General features: G+C 67.7%; 16 protein-coding genes, 3 tRNA genes, 1 other RNA gene and 1 pseudogene. 16 read left to right on the top strand and 5 right to left on the bottom strand.

The features are described 5' to 3' along the window. The first annotated feature begins 90 nt into the window (after positions 1–90). Positions 91–1,341, top strand: a pseudogene (locus tag LCF40_RS09575) (RNA-guided endonuclease InsQ/TnpB family protein). A 75-nt stretch (positions 1,342–1,416) separates the two neighbouring features. Here LCF40_RS09575 and LCF40_RS09570 read toward each other — a convergent pair. Further along, the gene (locus tag LCF40_RS09570) at positions 1,417–2,025 is read right to left on the bottom strand and encodes a TIGR00296 family protein (RefSeq protein ID WP_224828288.1); all 609 of its coding nucleotides are present in this window, start codon (positions 2,023–2,025) and stop codon (positions 1,417–1,419) included. A gap of 195 nt (positions 2,026–2,220) precedes the next feature. On the opposite strand from LCF40_RS09570, the gene rnpB reads away from it, so the two are divergent. Then, an RNA gene (gene rnpB / locus LCF40_RS09565) (RNase P RNA component) lies at positions 2,221–2,613 on the top strand. Here the strand turns inward: rnpB and LCF40_RS09560 are convergent. The 3 genes from LCF40_RS09560 to LCF40_RS09550 all read right to left on the bottom strand — a co-directional run bounded on the left by LCF40_RS09560 (position 2,612) and on the right by LCF40_RS09550 (position 5,451). After that, positions 2,612–3,598 carry a nucleotidyltransferase family protein gene (locus LCF40_RS09560; protein ID WP_224828287.1) on the bottom strand — a complete coding sequence of 329 codons (987 nt, stop codon included), beginning with the start codon at positions 3,596–3,598 and terminating at the stop codon, positions 2,612–2,614. The genes rnpB and LCF40_RS09560 overlap by 2 nt on opposite strands. A gap of 137 nt (positions 3,599–3,735) precedes the next feature. Continuing rightward, on the bottom strand, positions 3,736–4,920 hold the full coding sequence (gene galK / locus LCF40_RS09555) for a galactokinase (RefSeq protein WP_224828286.1): 1,185 nt from the start codon (positions 4,918–4,920) through the stop codon (positions 3,736–3,738). A gap of 458 nt (positions 4,921–5,378) precedes the next feature. Then, positions 5,379–5,451, bottom strand: a tRNA-Arg gene (locus tag LCF40_RS09550). 142 nt (positions 5,452–5,593) lie between these two features. Here LCF40_RS09550 and LCF40_RS09545 point away from each other — a divergent pair. The 5 genes from LCF40_RS09545 to LCF40_RS09525 all read left to right on the top strand — a co-directional run bounded on the left by LCF40_RS09545 (position 5,594) and on the right by LCF40_RS09525 (position 10,869). Next, complete coding sequence (locus LCF40_RS09545; protein WP_224828285.1) at positions 5,594–6,472, top strand: hypothetical protein; 879 nt, start codon at positions 5,594–5,596, stop codon at positions 6,470–6,472. Positions 6,473–6,636: 164 nt separating this feature from the next. Next, positions 6,637–7,905 carry an MFS transporter gene (locus tag LCF40_RS09540; RefSeq protein WP_224828284.1) on the top strand — a complete coding sequence of 423 codons (1,269 nt, stop codon included), beginning with the start codon at positions 6,637–6,639 and terminating at the stop codon, positions 7,903–7,905. Between the two features lie 33 nt (positions 7,906–7,938). Further along, positions 7,939–9,381 (top strand): single-stranded DNA binding protein, encoded by a 1,443-nt coding sequence (locus tag LCF40_RS09535; protein WP_224828283.1) that lies wholly within the window; start codon positions 7,939–7,941, stop codon positions 9,379–9,381. Positions 9,382–9,434: 53 nt separating this feature from the next. Further along, complete coding sequence (locus LCF40_RS09530; protein WP_114575965.1) at positions 9,435–9,866, top strand: histone family protein; 432 nt, start codon at positions 9,435–9,437, stop codon at positions 9,864–9,866. A gap of 4 nt (positions 9,867–9,870) precedes the next feature. After that, a complete protein-coding gene (locus tag LCF40_RS09525; RefSeq protein ID WP_224828282.1) occupies positions 9,871–10,869 on the top strand; it encodes a histone deacetylase family protein in 999 nt (332 codons plus the stop codon). A gap of 560 nt (positions 10,870–11,429) precedes the next feature. Here the strand turns inward: LCF40_RS09525 and cca are convergent. Further along, positions 11,430–12,800 carry a CCA tRNA nucleotidyltransferase gene (gene cca / locus LCF40_RS09520; protein ID WP_224828281.1) on the bottom strand — a complete coding sequence of 457 codons (1,371 nt, stop codon included), beginning with the start codon at positions 12,798–12,800 and terminating at the stop codon, positions 11,430–11,432. Between the two features lie 91 nt (positions 12,801–12,891). Between cca and LCF40_RS09515 the strand changes: the two genes are divergently transcribed. The 9 genes from LCF40_RS09515 (at position 12,892) to LCF40_RS09480 (ending at position 17,546) form a co-directional block, all read left to right on the top strand. Continuing rightward, positions 12,892–12,995: transfer RNA gene (locus LCF40_RS09515), tRNA-Asn, on the top strand. A gap of 49 nt (positions 12,996–13,044) precedes the next feature. Then, positions 13,045–13,638: a MogA/MoaB family molybdenum cofactor biosynthesis protein gene (locus LCF40_RS09510; RefSeq protein ID WP_224828280.1), complete on the top strand. Its 594-nt coding sequence runs from the start codon at positions 13,045–13,047 to the stop codon at positions 13,636–13,638. 151 nt (positions 13,639–13,789) lie between these two features. Continuing rightward, positions 13,790–13,924, top strand: coding sequence for a hypothetical protein (locus LCF40_RS23165; RefSeq protein ID WP_255565192.1), 135 nt, complete (start codon positions 13,790–13,792; stop codon positions 13,922–13,924). A gap of 97 nt (positions 13,925–14,021) precedes the next feature. Then, positions 14,022–14,125 (top strand) — tRNA-Ile (locus LCF40_RS09505). Positions 14,126–14,387: 262 nt separating this feature from the next. Then, positions 14,388–15,197, top strand: coding sequence for a M14 family metallopeptidase (locus LCF40_RS09500; protein WP_224828279.1), 810 nt, complete (start codon positions 14,388–14,390; stop codon positions 15,195–15,197). Then, complete coding sequence (locus tag LCF40_RS09495; RefSeq protein WP_224828278.1) at positions 15,194–15,475, top strand: hypothetical protein; 282 nt, start codon at positions 15,194–15,196, stop codon at positions 15,473–15,475. Before LCF40_RS09500 ends, LCF40_RS09495 begins: the two co-directional genes overlap by 4 nt. A 353-nt stretch (positions 15,476–15,828) precedes the next feature. Then, positions 15,829–16,176, top strand: a complete 348-nt coding sequence (locus LCF40_RS09490) for a type IV pilin domain-containing protein (protein ID WP_380682633.1) — start codon at positions 15,829–15,831, stop codon at positions 16,174–16,176. Positions 16,177–16,304: 128 nt separating this feature from the next. Then, complete coding sequence (locus LCF40_RS09485; RefSeq protein WP_224828277.1) at positions 16,305–16,553, top strand: hypothetical protein; 249 nt, start codon at positions 16,305–16,307, stop codon at positions 16,551–16,553. 291 nt (positions 16,554–16,844) lie between these two features. After that, positions 16,845–17,546, top strand: coding sequence for a queuosine precursor transporter (locus LCF40_RS09480; RefSeq protein WP_224828276.1), 702 nt, complete (start codon positions 16,845–16,847; stop codon positions 17,544–17,546).

Below are 17,546 nucleotides of genomic sequence, written 5' to 3'. Positions count from 1 at the left end.
CGAGAGGAAACCGACACGGTATGACGCAACCGGCATACCGCGACCGATCGACTCCCGACTGTATAAGTACCGTCGGCTTCTCCCTGAAGTATGGAGGTGCGTCGAACCGCCGTCGTGAAACTCGCCGTTTCCGACGAGCAACGCGACGCGCTCCACCGAACCGCCGAGCAATACCTGTACTGCGCGAACTGAACCGCCGACTACTGTTGGTCCGACACCTCCTACACCGAGTGCAAGACCAACAAACGGCAGGTCCGCGACGCGCTCTACGCCGACCTCCGTGAGGAGACGGACCTACAGGCACAACTCGTCCAAGCCGCCATTCGTCGCGGCGTCGAAGCCATCAACGGCGTTGTCGAACGGTGGAAGAAGGGCCAACGCATCTCTTGTCCGACGTTCACCGCCGAGACGATGGACTACGACACGCGAAGCGCGACGTTCTCCCGCAACAAGGTGTCGCTGGCAACTGTTGAGGGCCGGGTCGAACCGTCGTTCGTTCTCCCGGCAGACAGCCCGACGCCCTACGAGCGGTACGTTCTCTCCGAGGGCTACGAGTTCTGCGAGAGTACGCTTCGGTACGACTCGGTAACCGACGAGTTCTACCTGCACCTCTCGACGCGACGCTACGAATCGGGCGGCAACGATGTCGAGGTTTCGGCAGATACCGAGCACCAGACGGTCCTCGGTATCGACCTCGGCGTCAACAGCCTTGCGGTCGCTTCGACCGGCACGTTCTGGCAAGGAGATAAGTACGACCACTGGTGCCGCGAATTCGAGAAGCGACGTGGCGAGATGCAACAGCGCGGCACACAGGCCGCGCACAACGCTCTGCTTCGCCTCGGGAAACGCGAAGAAGCGTGGCGAACGCAGTACATCCACACAGTCGCCACCGAGCTTGTCTCGGAAGCTGTCGAACACGACTGCAACGTAATCGTGTTCGAGGACTTGACGGACATCCGCGAGCGGCTTCCACAGGCGAAGTGGCACCACATCTGGGCGTTCCGGCGCCTGTTCGAGTACGTCTCCTACAAAGCACCAGAACGCGGCGTCTCCGTAGAGCAGGTTGCGCCGAACCACACGTCCCAACGCTGTTCTCGAATGGACTGTGGGTTCACGCATGAGGATAACCGCCACGGTGAACACTTCGAGTGCCAGAAGTGCGGCTATGAGGTCAACGCGGACTACAACGGTGCGAAGAACATCGGGCTCCGATATGCTCGAAAGCGGACACACAGACTCCGGTCCTCGCCCACGTCGGGGAGCGGAGACGCAGAAGTAGACCTGCGTATAACTGGTGGGACGTTGAACGGCGAGAGTCACCGGCCTATTGCTGGCGACTGATTGCCGGGAGTCCACATCAAAGCCCCACCCTCAAGGACCGAGGCGCGAAGCGCCGAGGGAGTAGGGTGGGGTAGTTTACGCGGTAAGCTGCTCAACGCTGCCGTCGGCCTCTCGTTCGCGAAAGACCAGCCCTTCGAAGAGGGTGACGACGCTGTCTTCTTCCTGCCAGGCCGTCGGCGGGATCCCCGCCTTCCGGCAGACCCGATCGAGGTACTCGCGCTCGCTCCAGGCGTTCTCGACGGGGACGGTGGGGTAGAGCCAGCCGCTCTGCCCGCTGCCGTCGACGGCGACGCCGTGGACCCCGAGCTCGAGGTCGGCCAGCGGGTCGTCGGTCAGGATCACGTCGCCGACCGCACAGACCGAGACGGTGAGGTTCGACAGCTCCGAGGGGGTCACTTCGGAGCCACAGGAGTCGTCGCTCGCGGCCTCGATCGCCGAATCCACGATGACGTGGCCGAGCTGGTCGCCCGAGCGGTAGCCCCCGGCACAGCCCCGGAGGCTCCCCCGTCCGCGGGTGGACTCGAGGCGGACGAACGCGCCGGTGCGCTCGTAGAACGCGTCGCGCATGCTGCCGGGGTGTTCTCGCTGTCCGTGGCGCACGTACGATTCGACGGCCTCGCGCGCGAGTTCCACCGCGCGCGCACCGTCCTCGTAGGAGAGTTCGACGCCCTGTGGCTGGGACATACAGACAGTGGTACACGTGAGCGTCCTAAAGCGCTTCCATTCGCGGCGGCCCCATCGAGGGATTTAACCCCGGTTCGCCCCTACGGGAACCGGGAGAGAGAGCCCGACTGCCGCGATGGCTCCGCCGGCGACGGCGGGGCCACCATTGTGGACCGACTCTCCGAGTCGCCCCACGCCCACGTTGCCCGTCTCCCCGAGACGCGCAACGCTCGCGAGGAAAGTCCCCCCACCGCCGGGCGGGCGACCGGACGCAAGTCCGGAGCGGGAGACCGCTGGCTCTGGAACAGAAACGACACGTCTCGGCCCGACCGATGATGCGCGCGAACCCGACCGCAAGGAAGGGGAGTTGACCCGCGGAGGGAGCGCGGTTCCGCGACGCGGAACCGCGGGACGTGAGGCGGCACAAGCCGCCGAACGGGCGATTCGGAGCGGCTTTGCCGCGAGAATCGCAGACGGCCGAGGACCGATGGAACGGCGAACCCTCGCCGGTGCAAGGTCACGTCGAGGTAGCCCGGACCCGCCGCGAACGCGGCCGGCGTGACTGCTCAGCCGAATGCCGGGCCGAACAGAAGGGGGCTTACTCCTCTCACCCGTCTCGCTTCGACCAGCCGTCGGGCTGGAGCCGCGAGTGGGCGCCGACGACTGCCCCCGACAGCGGCAACTCCTCGACGACGGCTTGCTCGTCGACGATGCTCCCCTCGAGAGCGGCGTCCCTGATCGTCGCTCCCGGGAACACCAGCGAATTCTCGACCGTCGAGTTCTCGACGGTCGCACCCGCCATGACGTGGACGTTGCCCGAGAGCTCCGCGTCCCGCAGGTCGGCGTCCTCGGCGACGAGGTTCTCGCCGTCGAGCTCCCAGGCGACGGCCTCGAGGTAGGCCTCGGGCTCGCCGATGTCGAACCACTTGCCGTCGAACGTGAAGGCGTGGACCGTCCGGTTCGCGACGAGCCACTGCATGAACCAGCCGGGTTCGTCGGGGTTGTTGTCGCCCGCGAGGTAGGTCTCGAGGGAGGGAAGTTCTGCCGCGGGGAGCGCGTAGCAGGCGATCGAGACGAGCGAGCTCTCGGGCTCGTCGGGTTTCTCCTGGAGATCCACCACCTCGGTCCCGTCGAGCTCGAGGGGTGCGTACGCCGTCGCCCGCTCGAGGGAACCGACGTCGTAGCCGACCAGACAGGGCTCGCCGCGCTCCTCGAAGAAGTCGGTGAACTCCCCGAGATCGAACCCGAGCAGGTTGTCGCCGGCAACGATCAGGAGGTCGTCGTCGACGCCTTCTCGCTCGACGAGCTGGGCCAAGGCGCCGACGACGCCGAACTTCTCGTCCTCGCCGGTGGTGTCCTCGATCGAGAGCGTCGGCTTCTCGAAGTCCCGATCGGCGAGGTACTCGCGGAACTCGTCCTCGAAGTACTCGTTCGTGGAGACGAACACCTCGGTGATCCGGTCGTCGTCCTCCAGGTCGGCGAAGATCCGGTCGATGACCGTCGAGTCGCCGATCGGGAGGAACATCTTGGGTCGATCCTTCGTGATCGGCCAGAGCCGGGTCGCGTACCCGCCCGCGAGGACGACGGCCTTCATGTCTCCCCTTCGTCGCCGGCCAGTGAAGTTTGTTTCCGTTCTCTACGGGCCGAACGGGGCTCGTCCCCGAAACAGTTCCCCCCACGAGCCCGTGCCAGCGACCGGGTCGGCGCGGCCGATCCGGGCGGGTCGGTCCGTCACTCGACGGTGAGCCCGCGGCCGGCGTCGAACGTGTAAATGTCGCACGCGACGCCGGTCGCCTCCTCGTAGCGCTCCCGGACCGCCTCCGCGACTGCCGGTGGCTCTCCGGGCTCGACCAACGAGACGACGCTGCCGCCCCAGCCTCCGCCGACCATCCGGGCGCCGTAGACGGCGGGCCGGTCGGTCAGCGCGGAGACGGCGGCGTCGAGTTCCTCGCAGCTGACCTCGTAGTCGTCCCGGAGGCTGTGGTGGGACTGGGTCATCAGCGAGCCGAGGCTCGCGGCGTCGTCGGCCGACAGGGCCTCCGTTGCGGCCTCGACGCGCCTGATCTCGCTCGTGACGTGGCGGGCCCGGGCGGTGTGGGGGGAGCCGAGGGCGTCCGCGTGGGCCTCGACCTCCTCGGGGGTAACGTCTCTGAGCGCCCGAACGCGTTTGCCCATCGCGCCGTCGAGCCGGGCGGTCGCCTCGTGGCACTCCCGGACCCGGTCGTTGAACCCGCTGTCGATCAGTTCGTGTTTGACGTTGGTATCGACCACCACCAGCTCGGCGTCGAGTTCGAAGGGGACGTGCTCGACCGAGCGATCCCGGCAGTCGATCCGGAGCGCGCGGTCGGGCCGGGCGGTCGCCGCCGTAAACTGGTCCATGATCCCACAGGCCATTCCGACCGCCTCGTTTTCCGCGCGCCAGCAGACGTCCGCGATCGTCTCCCGGTTGAGCCCGAGGTCGTGGGCCGCGTCTATGGCGCCACAGACGGCGACCTCGAGGGCGGCCGACGAGGACAGCCCCGCGCCCATGGTCACGTCGCCGCCGACGGCGAGGTCCGCGCCGACGGACTCCCCGACCTCGTCGGCGAGAACCGACGCGGTACCGAGGACGTACGCGCCCCAGCCCTCGGGGGTGGTGCCGACGGGCTCGGTGATCGTCTCCTCGAACGCCAACGAGCGGGCCCGGATCACCCCGTCCGAGCGGGCTCGGGCGGCGACGACGGTCTCCCGGTCGATCGCCACGGGCAGGACGAGGCCGTCGTTGTAGTCGGTGTGGCCGCCGACGAGGTTCACCCGGCCGGGCGCACGCGCCCGCTCGGTCGGCTCCGCGCCGAACCGCTCGCGGAACGCCTCGCCGACCGGATCGACCGAACTCTCCCCGCCCGTCCGCTCTCGCTCACCGCTATCCCGGTGCATACACGTTTCTCGGTCGAACCACGCCGGGCGTAATACTCTTTCTCCCCCGACCGCGCCGCCCTGGCGACCCGCGCGTTTCGGTGGTCCCCGGCCGTTCCCAACCGGTGTCTCGCCTCTCGCGCTTACCGTTCGACATACCCTGCCGTGATGTGCAACCCTGGTGTATATATATCTCCGTTGTTTACACGCAACTGCGGCACACTTCCCCCACCACCGTGTGCCGGACCATTCGACCGACCGTCCGCCCTCGCGTCACCCCCCACCGCGGGCGGTCTTTTTCCTTTCACCGTCACGAGTGACGGCTTCAAAGCTATCGAACCGGCAACCGAAATACCACTGGAGTTCGTCGACACCAGCCGCTTGCTTGGCTCGTCGTTGTTGTATTCGGAAACGCGTCCTGACGGAGTCCAACGCGAGCAAAGCGAGCGTTGGGCACGTCAGGTCGTGAACGAAGTGAACGTCCTGACGGAGATTTGAACTCCGGTCCCTGGCTCCGCAAGCCAAGAGGATAGTCCACTACCCTACCAGGACTCGACTCGGGATAGTCGGGTCCCCAATAAAGCCCTTTCGAAACGGGGGACGCCAGCCGGGGCCCGGAAGCGCCATCGGCGTAGCTACAACGCTGATTTCAGCTACCGAAACGCTGTTTGAAGGGGACGGTCTACCGGAACGTATGCACCGACGACCCTTCCTCGGGGCGCTCTGTACGGTCGCAGCCGCCGGAACGATCGCCGGCTGTCTCGACGACGGGGGCAGCGGAGACGCCGGAGGCGACGGAAACGACACCGACGGAGACGACGAGAGCGATACGAGTCCGGAGGACGGCGGCGACGGAACGGAGGACGAAACCGACACCGACGAGGACGCCGGAACCGACACGAACGGGACCGACGATCCGGCCAACGATACCGGCAACGACACCGGGACCGACGATGGGAGCGATCTCAACGACACCGGCGGTAACGACACTGACGACAACGGTAGTGACAGCAACGAGAGCGACGAAGACGACGGGGACGTCGAGAACGATGAAAACGAAACTGGAGGACGCGACGGGAACGAAACCGACGACGGAACGGACACCGAAACCGACACCGACGGGGGCGACGAAAACGATACCGAGAGCGGGGGCGTCTCCGAGGACGGGGAGGACGACCCGGGGGATGCCACGGACGTGACGATCGAGACCGTAGGAACCGACTGTGCGGGCGGTGGACGCGGGGAGGGCGGAAACGCGACCGGCGAGGCCACCGGCAACGACGGAGTGGACGAGGCGACGATCGAACCCACCGACGAGGGGGCGGCGATCCGGGGAACGATCGGGTCGCCGACGCCGTGTTACGAGGCCGAGGTAGCCGAACGGGCGGTCGCCGGCGACGAACTGCGGCTCCGGATCGGCGTCGAGAGCGACGGGAGCGGCCTCTGTATGGAGTGCGTCGGCGCCGTCGAGTACGAGGCGACGGTGGTCGGACCGGTCGAGCGGATCGTCGTGGAGCACGAGCGGATCGAGGGCGATCCGGTCGAGGTCGCCGAGGCGGAACTCGAGGACTGACGCCCGCCGGCCGGGGTGCGTCCGCTCCGCATGGATCGGGCGGCGCCGGCGCGGATGGACACGTATTCGTAGGGGGCGACGAAGGATCGACCAGTGAGTCAGCCGATCGGGGGAGGCGCCGGTGGGAGACCGTGGAAGGGGCCACGGAGCGGCGGTGGTCGGCCGTGAACGAGAACGACCGCACCATCGTCGGCTTCACGATGGTCGGCCACGGGCTGGTCCACACCTACGAGCTGTCGATCCCGATCCTGATGACGGTCTGGCTGCTCGAGTTCTCGGTCACGGCGGCGACGCTGGGGGCGGTCGTCACGGTCGGCTACGGACTGTTCGGCGTCGGCGCGCTCCCTGGGGGGATGCTCGTCGATCGGTACGGCTCGCGGACCCTAATCGCGGCGTGTCTCGTCGGGATGGGGATCTCCTTCGGGCTGTTGGGCCTCGCACCCGGGATCGGCGGGATCGCCCTCGCGCTCGCGGTCTGGGGGGTCGCCGCGAGCGTTTACCACCCCGCGGGGCTCGCGCTCTTGAGCAACGGCGTCACCGAACGGGGTGCCGGCTACGCCTACCACGGAATGGCCGGCAACGTCGGAATCGCGGGCGGACCGCTCGTGACCGCGCTCCTCTTGCTCGTCGTCGACTGGCGGATCGCCGTCGCCGTCCTCGCGATCCCTTCGATCGCCGGGGCAGTCATCGGAGCGAGACTCGAGTTCGACGAGACGGCGGCCGTCGATGGCCCGGGGAACTCCGCGCCCGCGGGCGACCCCGAGGGCGGTCTCGCCGGGTTCCTCGCCGACAGCCGGCGGCTGTTCACGCTGGCGTTCCTGACGGCCGTCGTCCTCGTCACGCTGAGTGGCTTCTTCTACCGGGGGGTGCTCACCTTCCTCCCCGATCTCCTCGGGGAGTTTCTCGCCGTCGAGTTCCAGCCGGCGGCGATCGAGGGGAGCCCGATGGCCGAGGAGTTCGACCTCGGGCAATACCTCTACGTCGCGCTCCTCGTGGTCGGGATCGGCGGCCAGTATCTCGGCGGGCGGCTCACCGACGCGATCGAACCCGACCGTGGACTCGCGGTCGTCTTCGTCGTCCTCACCGCCATCGCGATCCTGTTCGTTCCCGTGGCGGGGGCCGGGAGCCTCCCGCTGGTGACCGCGAGCGTCTGTCTCGGGTTCGTCCTCTTTGCCCTCCAGCCCCTGGAGCAGGCGACGATCGCGAAGTACTCCCCGCCCGACTCGCGAGGCCTCTCGTTTGGCTACACCTACCTCGCGATCTTCGGGGTGGGGGCACTCGGCGCGACGGTCGTCGGGATCGTGCTCACCTACGCCTCGCCGATGGTCGCCTTCCTCGTCCTCGCGGCGTGTTCGACCGCCGCTGGGGGGCTCGCAGCGTCGCTGTCGGCGGGGTACGTTCCGGCGCCCTCGGTCGCCCGGAAGCGAGGATAAACGCTTATGCGCGGCCTGGGCATGGACGATTCCATGAGCGAGATCGAGGCTATTTACGAGGACCTCGAGGCGGACGTCTCCCTCGAGGAGTTCCGCGAGGCCGTCGAGGAGAAAGTCGAGCAGATGGGCGGGCTCGCCGACGAGGAGACGGCCGCAATGTTGCTCGCCCACGAGGCCGACGGCGGGGAAGTCGAGGGGATCGCCGACGTCGAGCCGGGGATGGAGGAGGCGAAGTTCGTCGCGAAGGTGGTCTCGATCGGCGAGCTGCGGACGTTCGAACGCGACGGCGAGGACGAGGACGGTCGGGTCGTCAACGTCGAGGTCGCGGACGAGACGGGGTCGATCCGGGCGGCGTTCTGGGACGATCACGCCGCGGCCGCAGTAGACGAACTGGAGGCGGGCCAGGTGCTCCGGATCAAGGGCCGGCCCAAGGAGGGGTTTTCGGGCCTCGAGATCAGTGTCGACGAGGCCGAACCCGACGCCGACGAGGAGGTCGACGTTCAGCTGACGGACACCTATACGATAGAACAGCTCTCGCTCGGCCTCTCGGACGTCGACCTCCGGGGAGTCGTCCTCGAGACCGACTCGCTCCGCACGTTCGACCGGGACGACGGCTCGGAGGGGCGGGTCGCGAACCTCACGCTCGGGGACCCGACGGGGCGGGTTCGGGTCACGCTCTGGGACGACCGGGCGGATCTGGCCGAGGAGCTCTCCCCCGGCGAGTCAGTCGAGGTCGTCGACGGCTACGTCCGCGACCGGGACGGCCAACTTGAGCTTCACGTCGGGGACCGCGGCGCCGTCGAGGGGATCGAGGAGGGAATCGAGTACGTCCCCGAGAGCACGCCGATCGAGGGCGTCGAGATCGGCGAGACGGTCGATCTCGCGGGCGTCGTTCGCTCGGCAGACCCCAAACGCACCTTCGACCGGGACGACGGCTCGGAGGGCCAGGTCAGAAACCTTCGGATTCAGGACGCCACCGGCGACATCCGGGTCGCGCTCTGGGGCGAGAAGGCCGACGTCGATATCGGCCCCGGCGACGAGGTCGCGGTCGGCGACGTCGAGATCCAGGACGGCTGGCAGGACGACGTCGAGGCGTCGGCGGGCTGGCGCTCGACGATCACGGTCCTCGAAAGCGAGGCCGAGAGCGCCGCCGAGGCCGGCGACGACCGCGACGGCGCGGAGGCGGGACTGGACGCCTTCGCCGACGGGGAGTCGCCGTCCTCGGACGGGGCGTCGTCCGACCGAGCGGACGACTCCGGCGGCGAGGGCGGGGGTGACGCGGCTCCCGACGATCCCACAGACGGGGAGGAAGTCGAGTTCACGGGCGTCGTCGTCCAGGCCGGCGACCCGATCGTTCTCGACGACGGCGAGACGACGATGAGCGTCGAGGCCGACGCGAACGTCGGGCTGGGCGAGGAGGTCACTGCGCGCGGGATCGTCCGGGACGGCCGTCTCGAGGCCGCCGACCTGTTCTGATCGCGTGACCCGCTTACACAATCATTAAGGGTGTGAACTGCCGGTATCCGGGTATGAACGTCGAGCTACCGTTCGCGCCGGTTGATACGATCATCCGGCGGAACGCGGGGGATCTCCGGGTGAGCGCCGATGCTGCCCGGGAACTCGCCGAACGGATCCAGCGCCACGGCGCCGATCTCGCGGTCGAGGCCGCCCGGCGGGCCAGCGAGGACGGCCGCAAGACCCTCCAGGCCGCGGACTTCGGCGCCGACCCCGGCGATGGCGACGCCATCGAACTCCCGATCGCGCCGGTCGATCGGATCGCCCGCCTCGAGATCGACGACGGCTATCGGGTATCGACGGAGGCCCGGGTCGCCCTCGCCGAGCGCCTCGAGGAGTACGCCGACGGCGTCGCGGCCGCGGCGGCGATCCTCGCGCGCCACGCCGGCCGGAAGACGGTCACGGCCGAGGACGTCGAGACCTCCGTCCGGCTCGACCGGGTGTGACCGGATGCGCTTTGGCTACTCGGAGACCTGTCTCGAGCACGATCCCGGTCCGCGCCACCCCGAGACGCCCGACCGACTGCGGGCGATCCGGGAGGGGTTAAAGCGCAAACACGGCGTCGAGTACGTCGAGGCCGACCCCGCCGACGTCGAGACGCTCGCGGCGGTTCACGACCGGGAGTATATAGAGGAGGTCCGGGAGTTCTGTGGCGACGGCGGCGGAAGCTGGGACCCCGATACGAGCGCCGTTCCCGAGACCTGGGACGCCCTGTGTGCGAGCGCGGGGCTTGCCTGCTGGGCCGCCGAGGCCGCCCTCGACGGCGACTCCGGTCGGAAGACGCCGTTTTCGATCGGGCGCCCGCCCGGCCACCACGCCATCGAGGACGACGCGATGGGCTTTTGTTTCGCCAACAACGTCGCCGTCGCCGCCCAGCACGCCATCGACGACTGCGGGGCCGAGCGGGTCGCGATCGTCGACTGGGACGTCCACCACGGCAACGGCACGCAGGACATCTTCTACGACCAGGACGACGTCTTCGTCGCCTCGATCCACGAGGAGGGCCTCTATCCGGGCACCGGCGAGGTCACAGAGACCGGGACGGGCGCGGGCGCCGGGACGACGATGAACGTCCCGATGGCTCCCGGCACCGACGACACCGACTACCTCGCGGTCGTAGACCGCCTGATCGACCCCGCACTCGAGGCGTTCGATCCCGACCTCCTGCTCGTGAGCGCGGGGTTCGACGCCCACCGTCACGATCCGATCTCCCGGATCCGGCTCTCGACGGAGGCCTACGCCGGTCTGGCCGACCGGTTCCGGGGGATCGCCGATGGCGGGGCGCTCGCGTTCGTCCTCGAGGGCGGCTACGGCCTGGAGGTCCTGGCCGATAGCGTCGCGCTCGTCCACGAGACGTTCGACGGCCGCGAACCGATGGAGGAAGGCGCCGGAGTCGATGAGGAGACCGAAGCGCTGATCGACCGGGTGGCCGACGCTCACGGGCTGTAGGCACGGCCGCAGGGAGCGGCCGCCGGCTTCGGCTCGAAGGGCGGGAGTCGCCCAGGAGGGTGGCTGCCCGTCGTGTCGGGGCCGTTTTCGACCGCCGGGCCGTGACGTGGCCAGTGGCAGCCGCGAGCGCGCGAGCCGGCGCGCCCAGGACCGCCCCGGGACTTGCACCCGGCCGTCGGCTCCGATCCGAGGCGGCTCTCGCCGGGACCGCTGTCACACCTCCGGCGACCCCACGGAAGGGTCGCGGTTTCGCCGACCCGTCGGGACGGCGGTTCCGCTCGTGGAGGGGGTTACACCGATGTACCGTTCGATCGCGCCAGCGTGTTGGGTTGACGGTATACTGACCTGTACCCGACCCTATCAGTCGGCGCCGTGGTTCGGGGCATGTCCACAGTCGGGACACTGCCAGGTTCGGTGTCTTCGCTCGATCCGTCCGGCACAGTTCGGGCAGGATTCCGCGCGTCGTGTGGGGGCCGTCGCCATGGAAGAGTCGAAGTCGGTCGAGAGGAATAAGCGCTCCTATTATGGAAATTGAGATGTATTAGGCAATGAAAGGCAGTTTAGGGGCTCGGGTCGAAGTACCGGGCCAGCTCGGCGCCGAAGGGGTCGGCCAGCGCCGCGAGGTCCTCGCCGACGAGCAGGTCGTAGTCCTCCTCCAAGGCGGTCTCGACGTGTGCGCCGAGGGCGACGTCGAACAGCCGGTCGCTCTCGAGGAACGCCCGCGCCGACGTGAACTCCCGCTCGCGCTCGACGACGTACCGGCCGCCCTCGACGTAGGGGCCGTAGGCCGCCGGCTCGTCGGCGTAGGCGTCGTAAAAGCCCTCGGCGTGGGAGCGAACGGCGACCGGGGGTCCCTCGTGGCGCTCGACGGCCGGCAGCGAGGCGACCGCGAGTTCGACCAGGAGCACCGCGTCCTCCGCCGCGAACGTCGCGGTTCGAAGGACGTCGAACCCGCGGTCCTCGAGCTCGCGGGCGATGCCGGCGAGTGATTTCCGCAGTTGGGGATAGAGCTGGTCGTCGACGAGGTCGGGGGCCGGAAACGAGAGCGCGAGGGGGGTCGTTCCCCGGCGCTCGACGTGGCCGGCGACCGCCTCGGCGGAGAGCGGGCCGAGGTCGTCGGGCTCGAACAGTTCGGCGCGAGGGTCGGCGAGCAGGTCCCGCGCGTGGTGTTGGAACCGGGCGACGCTCTCGGCCGAGCAGACGGCGGCGACGTTGCGTTCGGGGTCCGTGGGGTCGATGACGACCAGCGGGTCCGCGAACGATTCGCGTCCGTGGCCCTCGGGGTCGAGTTCGACCGGCGGCTGCCAGTCGGCGGCAGCTTCACAGAGTTCGCGAAAACCGCCGTACGCACAGACGAGCAGTTCGGTGAGATATCCCCCAAATCCCCGGGTTCGGAGGTCACTACCGTAGATCCCGACCCCCTTCAGAAAGCCCTTTGCGAGACGGATTTCGCTGGCGAGCTCGTCGTCGAGGCGCTCCTGGAGGTAGCGCGTGTGAAAGGGGGTCCGATCGACCGCCGACCGGGTCTCCGTCGCGCTCTCGACGCGAAAGCAGGGGACGACGTCGACGTCGAACCCCTCGAACTCGCCGCTGACGTAGGGATGTTCGGCGTACTCCTCGCGGCCCTCGGGAAGGGTCTCGTGGCCGACGGCGAGACCGTAGCGCTCTAAGGTCTCTCGGTCCAGACCGGTCGGAAAGCGGACGAAGACGTCGATGTCGCGGTCGCCGCTGATCCAGGTGTTCCGGGCAGTCGAGCCGACCCGGAGGACGTCGGCGTCCGGACAGCGCTCGGTTGCGGCCCGCCGGGCGCGCTCGACGAGGGTGTCGGCGACCGCCCGGAGGCGCTCGCGTTCCTCGGAGCCGGGGTCGACTCGCTCGGCGACCTCGCTCGTGACCCGCTCGAACGCGTCCCCGCCGGCGTCGTCGGTCATCGCCTGCCCTATTCGCGGCGGGAGTGAAAGGGTGTCGAAGGCCGGCGGGAAGCGAAAGCCCTATCAAATCCACCCGACAACACCGAGACGGGCCGAAGTAGCTCAGTTGGTAGAGCACCTCGCTGTTACGGCGATACAGGCCGGCTGATCGCCGCAGATACGAGGCGGTCCCAGGTTCGAGTCCTGGCTTCGGCGCTTCCGTTCTCCCGCCGTCTATATCTCCCTGCAGCGAGGAGTCCCGGCCATGTCAGATTCCGCCGACAGACGTACCACCGACGACCACGGCCACGATCTCATCGATCCCCTCTACGTCGGGATCGTCACTGTCTCGACCTCTCGAGCGACTGATGCACGCGCGGACGAGGAGCCCGAGGATCCGGGCGGGGACACGATCGCGGAGGTCTTCGAGGCGGCGGGCCACGAGATCCGCGAGCGCGAACTCGTCCGGGACGACTACGGCGCGATCCGAACCGCCGTACGGGGGCTCGTCGCCCAGCGAGGGATCGACGTCGTCGTGACCACGGGCGGGACCGGCGTCACGGCCGACGACGTCTCCCCGGAGGCGACGTCGGCGCTGTTCGAGCGCGAGCTTCCCGGCTTCGGCGAGCTGTTCCGGGCGCTCTCCTGGGAGGAGGTCGGCACTCGCGCGATGGCCTCCCGGGCGACGGCGGGGATCGCCGCCGACACGCCCGTCTTCTGTCTACCGGGAAGCACGAACGCCGTCCGGACCGCCTGCGAGGAGCTGATCGTCCCCGAGGCCCCCCACCTCGCGGGACTCGCGACCAGCCACCGCGCGGGGACCGAAGACCGGACGCTCCACGCCTTCAGCGAGGAGTGAGGGGGGTCGGGAGATCGCGTCTTTCCCCGTCGGAAATTACCAAACTTGGGATATAAAATAACAACAATTGCTAGGTGACTCGGGTTATTACACAACCACGAAACCGCCGCTAACAGCCTTTATGGACCTTCCAGCCCACGCTCCGGATGCCATGTGCCACTGCTTCGAGGACGCGACCGAACTGAGCGCCGAGGAACGAGAGGACGTCGTCGAGAGTCACAGCCGCGAGGAACTCGAGGCCGAACTCGACGACGACGAGCTCGCGGCGCTGGGTCTCGCGGCCTGAGTCCGCTCGACCCGCGACCGCCGTGGAACCGCCGCGACCGCCCCGTTTTCGCCCGGGAGAGTAAGGGTTAACTGCGGGGCTCGAGTTCTCCGAACGAGGGCCCTTAGCTCAGTCCGGTGAGAGCGCTCGGCTCATATCAGTGCCCCATTGGGGGTGTTGTGGGACACCGAGTGGTCGATGGTTCGAATCCGTCAGGGCCCATCGATTCTGCGACGAGCGGACGCGAGGAGCGAATCGTTCGGATCGCTGGCGGTTCGAATCCGGGGAGTCGCAGCTCACGAGCGAAGCGAGCGTGACGGTCTCCACATGGTTCGAATCCGTCAGGGCCCAGGGAACTGTGACGAGCCAACGGGGGTCATCGACCGATTTCTGACGGCTCGAGGACGATCGCGACGACGTTCGAATCCGTGGGCTCTCCGCGGATGACACATCATTTATCCTCGCTCGCTCGAGAGTCACCGATATGCACAGACGGACGGTTCTCGGGGCCGGGGCTGCGGTTTCCGGCCTGGCCGGGGGGGCCACCCTCGTCCGGTCGCGGGCCGAGTCGTCGGGGCCGGGCGAACCTGCCGACCCCCACCGGGAGATGGCACTCTCCCGCCGGCCGATCATGGAGGGGACCGACCGGGAGACGACCGTGTTCGAACTCGAGGGACCCGAGACGGGGCCGACGGCGGTGGTCGTCGGCGGGGTCCACGGCGGCGAGACGAGCGGCTACCGGGCGGCCGAGGAAGTGATCGGCTGGGGGATCGAACGGGGCACTCTGGTCGTGATCCCCTGGGCGGAGATCGTCGCCCTCGAGCGCAACGAACGCGGGGGTCCGGACGGCGATCTGAACCGGCAGTTCCCCGCGGGGCGGGAGCCGACGACCGAACTCGCACGGGCACTGTGGGCCGAGGTCGAACGCTCCGATCCGGACGTCGTCCTCGACCTGCATCGCTCGCGGGGGATCTACGGCACCCATCACCGGTGGGTCGGCCAGGCGATCTTCCCGACGGCGGCCGGCGACGCCCCCGCCGACGCCGGGGCGGTGATCGAGCACATGAACGACGAGCACGTCCCGCGGACCATGGTCGCCCACCGGTTCTCGATGGGGAACACGCTCACCGGCGAGGGGCCGCTCCTGATCCACAAGGTCGGGGGCGACCTCGACCGGGCGGGCTTTCTGGTCGAACTCACCGACTTCCTGCTCGATCCGGGTACCCAGGTGCGCTGGACCCTCGAGATCACCGAACGGCTGTTGGAACGGTACGGGATGGCGCGGATCGCATGACCGACTTCCGCACCCTCGCGGTCCGGGTCCTCTCGGGTCCGGCGACGGTTGTCGTGTTCTGCCTGCTCTTCGTTCCCTTCGTTCTCGGGGTCTTCGACGCTCGGCTGATGACGCCGCTTGCGGCGCCGGGCTATACCGTCATGCTCGCGATGACCGCCGTCGGGAGCCGCCTCGTTTCCTACGATCTCTGGATCTACTGGGTGCCCTTCCTCGCCGCGTGCTACGCGGTTGCGGTTGCCGCCGGCGGGCTCTACTACGGGTTCCGTCTGGCACGCTGATCGCGGGGTTTCACCGGCGGACCTATCCGGGTTGCTCGCCGTCCACTAACAATTGGAATTATTATAGGTTTCGGCGCGACGGAGCCCCTCGACCGAAACCGAGCGAGGAGAGGGTGTTCAAGGGCCGCTTGTACGCGTTCTATGGGCCATTGAGAGATTCCTCCTAGAACCGTTCTCGAAAATAGAATGTCATGAACTCGGGACGGTCAACTATGTTTATATAGGAACGAGAGTCACTACTGTTTAGCATCGGAAACAACGGGACGTAATGCGATGCGACCGGCCGGGAGTCGGTCCTCACGCGTGCCCTCGCGGCCGCGTGGTCCCCATCCCAACGATGCGACCGAACAACAATGGACTTGAAACAGACTGTCTTCGGGAACGAAGACGAACGCGGCGTATCGCCCGTCATCGGAGTCATCCTGATGGTGGCAATCACAGTGATTCTGGCAGCGGTTATCGCGATGTTCGTGCTGGATCTCGGTGGCAGTGTCAGTGAGGAGGCAAACGCCGGCGTGGACATTGAGGACGACGGCACCGTTTCCTGGGTCAGTGAAGGGAACGCAGACACTGTTGAAGTAGGAAGTGATTGCACTCTGGAAAGTGTAGGCGAGTCGTGTACCGGGAGTGATGGTGAGTCAGTGGTCGCCGTGAGTGGGGATACTGAAACCCAAATCGGAACGGTTGAAGTCACCAGCTGAAACGGCGGCGGCTCCATCGAATAGACCGCTTCCTGGCTAGCGGTCCGGTCTTTTTTGTCGGCCTCTATAGCAGACCATGCGCGTGCCCCCCTATCATTCAACTACTGACAGACGCTACTACGTACTGCATGACCGAACTCGACGTTCCACAGAACGCCGACGCCCGTGAGGCCCGCGAACTCGTCCGGGAACTGGTCTCGGTCGGCGACGAGATCGAGCTCTACGACACCGTGATGGTCGCCGGCGAGGAGAACCGCAGGGAGGGAACCGTCGTCGGCTTGGAGGAGGAGTACCTCGAGCTCGAGGAGCTGACCGACTCGCCCTCGACCGACCGGATCGGCTACGTCGACATCGACCGGGTGGCGATCGTCGAGTAGGAGACGCCCGTCCGACCCACAGTTCTTTGGCCGCTCATACCCGAAAAGCGGTATGGACCTGGCCGTCCCGCTCGTCCCGACGATCGCGCTGATCGTCCTCGTCGTGGTCTGTATGATCCTGTTGCTCTACATCTCGACGCAGTGGGAGGAGTAGCTCTCCGACCGTCCTCGACGTCGGTTCTCCCGGACCAGCCGGAGAGATCCGATCTTACTGCGGCTGGTATTCCTCAGGGATGCTACGGATCGGACCGGAATAGCATCGTTTAGGGCGATCGGACGAGAGGTGCGGGTATGTCCGACCCCCGGCAGACGCCGACGGTGCCCCAGGTGGCGCTGATCGGCCTCTTCGTCACCGCGCTCGTCACCGCACAGCTGACGGCCTCGAAGATCCTGGCGTTTTCGCTGCCGTTCTCGCTTCCGATTACGGGCGCCGAACTCGTCCTTCCCGGCGCGGCGCTCGCGTATGCACTGACCTTCCTCGCCAGCGACTGTTATGCCGAACTCTACGGCCGGCGGGCGGCCCATATCGTCGTCAACGTCGCCTTTGCGATGAATTTTGTCGTGCTCGTGTTGGTCTGGTCGACGATCGCCGCGCCCGCCTCGCCGACCTCGCCGGTCGATCCGGGGACGTTCGAGGCGGCGCTCGGACCGGCCGCGAACGTCGTCGCCGGCAGCCTGCTGGCCTACGTCGTCAGCCAGAACTGGGACGTCTTCGTCTTCCACCGGATCCGCGCACACACCGGGCGAAAGAAGCTCTGGCTCCGGAACGTCGCCTCGACGGCGACCAGCCAGGCCATCGACACCGTCATCTTCGTCGGGGTCGCCTTCGCCGTCGCGCCCGCCCTCTTCGGGATCGGCGCCGCCCTCCCGCCCGAGGCGGTCCTCTCGCTGGTCGTCGGCCAGTACCTCCTGAAACTCGCGATTGCGATCCTCGATACGCCGGTCGTCTACGCGGTCGTCGCGCTCGCCCGGCGCGAGACCGGTCCGGCCTGA

Origin of the sequence: Saliphagus infecundisoli (assembly GCF_020177375.1) — an archaeon.
Classification (GTDB): Archaea; Halobacteriota; Halobacteria; order Halobacteriales; family Natrialbaceae; genus Saliphagus; species Saliphagus infecundisoli.
This window is presented reverse-complemented; position numbering and strand designations above follow the sequence as displayed.

Excerpts from the sequence above, each read along its gene's own strand:
- LCF40_RS09570 (WP_224828288.1), bottom strand. The coding sequence starts at position 2,025 with ATGTCCCAGCCACAGGGCGTCGAACTCTCCTACGAGGACGGTGCGCGC.
- LCF40_RS09560 (WP_224828287.1), bottom strand. The coding sequence starts at position 3,598 with ATGAAGGCCGTCGTCCTCGCGGGCGGGTACGCGACCCGGCTCTGGCCG.
- galK (WP_224828286.1), bottom strand. The coding sequence starts at position 4,920 with ATGCACCGGGATAGCGGTGAGCGAGAGCGGACGGGCGGGGAGAGTTCG.
- LCF40_RS09545 (WP_224828285.1), top strand. The coding sequence starts at position 5,594 with ATGCACCGACGACCCTTCCTCGGGGCGCTCTGTACGGTCGCAGCCGCC.
- LCF40_RS09535 (WP_224828283.1), top strand. The coding sequence starts at position 7,939 with ATGAGCGAGATCGAGGCTATTTACGAGGACCTCGAGGCGGACGTCTCC.
- LCF40_RS09530 (WP_114575965.1), top strand. The coding sequence starts at position 9,435 with ATGAACGTCGAGCTACCGTTCGCGCCGGTTGATACGATCATCCGGCGG.
- LCF40_RS09525 (WP_224828282.1), top strand. The coding sequence starts at position 9,871 with ATGCGCTTTGGCTACTCGGAGACCTGTCTCGAGCACGATCCCGGTCCG.
- cca (WP_224828281.1), bottom strand. The coding sequence starts at position 12,800 with ATGACCGACGACGCCGGCGGGGACGCGTTCGAGCGGGTCACGAGCGAG.
- LCF40_RS09510 (WP_224828280.1), top strand. The coding sequence starts at position 13,045 with ATGTCAGATTCCGCCGACAGACGTACCACCGACGACCACGGCCACGAT.
- LCF40_RS23165 (WP_255565192.1), top strand. The coding sequence starts at position 13,790 with ATGTGCCACTGCTTCGAGGACGCGACCGAACTGAGCGCCGAGGAACGA.
- LCF40_RS09500 (WP_224828279.1), top strand. The coding sequence starts at position 14,388 with ATGCACAGACGGACGGTTCTCGGGGCCGGGGCTGCGGTTTCCGGCCTG.
- LCF40_RS09495 (WP_224828278.1), top strand. The coding sequence starts at position 15,194 with ATGACCGACTTCCGCACCCTCGCGGTCCGGGTCCTCTCGGGTCCGGCG.
- LCF40_RS09490 (WP_380682633.1), top strand. The coding sequence starts at position 15,829 with ATGGACTTGAAACAGACTGTCTTCGGGAACGAAGACGAACGCGGCGTA.
- LCF40_RS09485 (WP_224828277.1), top strand. The coding sequence starts at position 16,305 with ATGACCGAACTCGACGTTCCACAGAACGCCGACGCCCGTGAGGCCCGC.
- LCF40_RS09480 (WP_224828276.1), top strand. The coding sequence starts at position 16,845 with ATGTCCGACCCCCGGCAGACGCCGACGGTGCCCCAGGTGGCGCTGATC.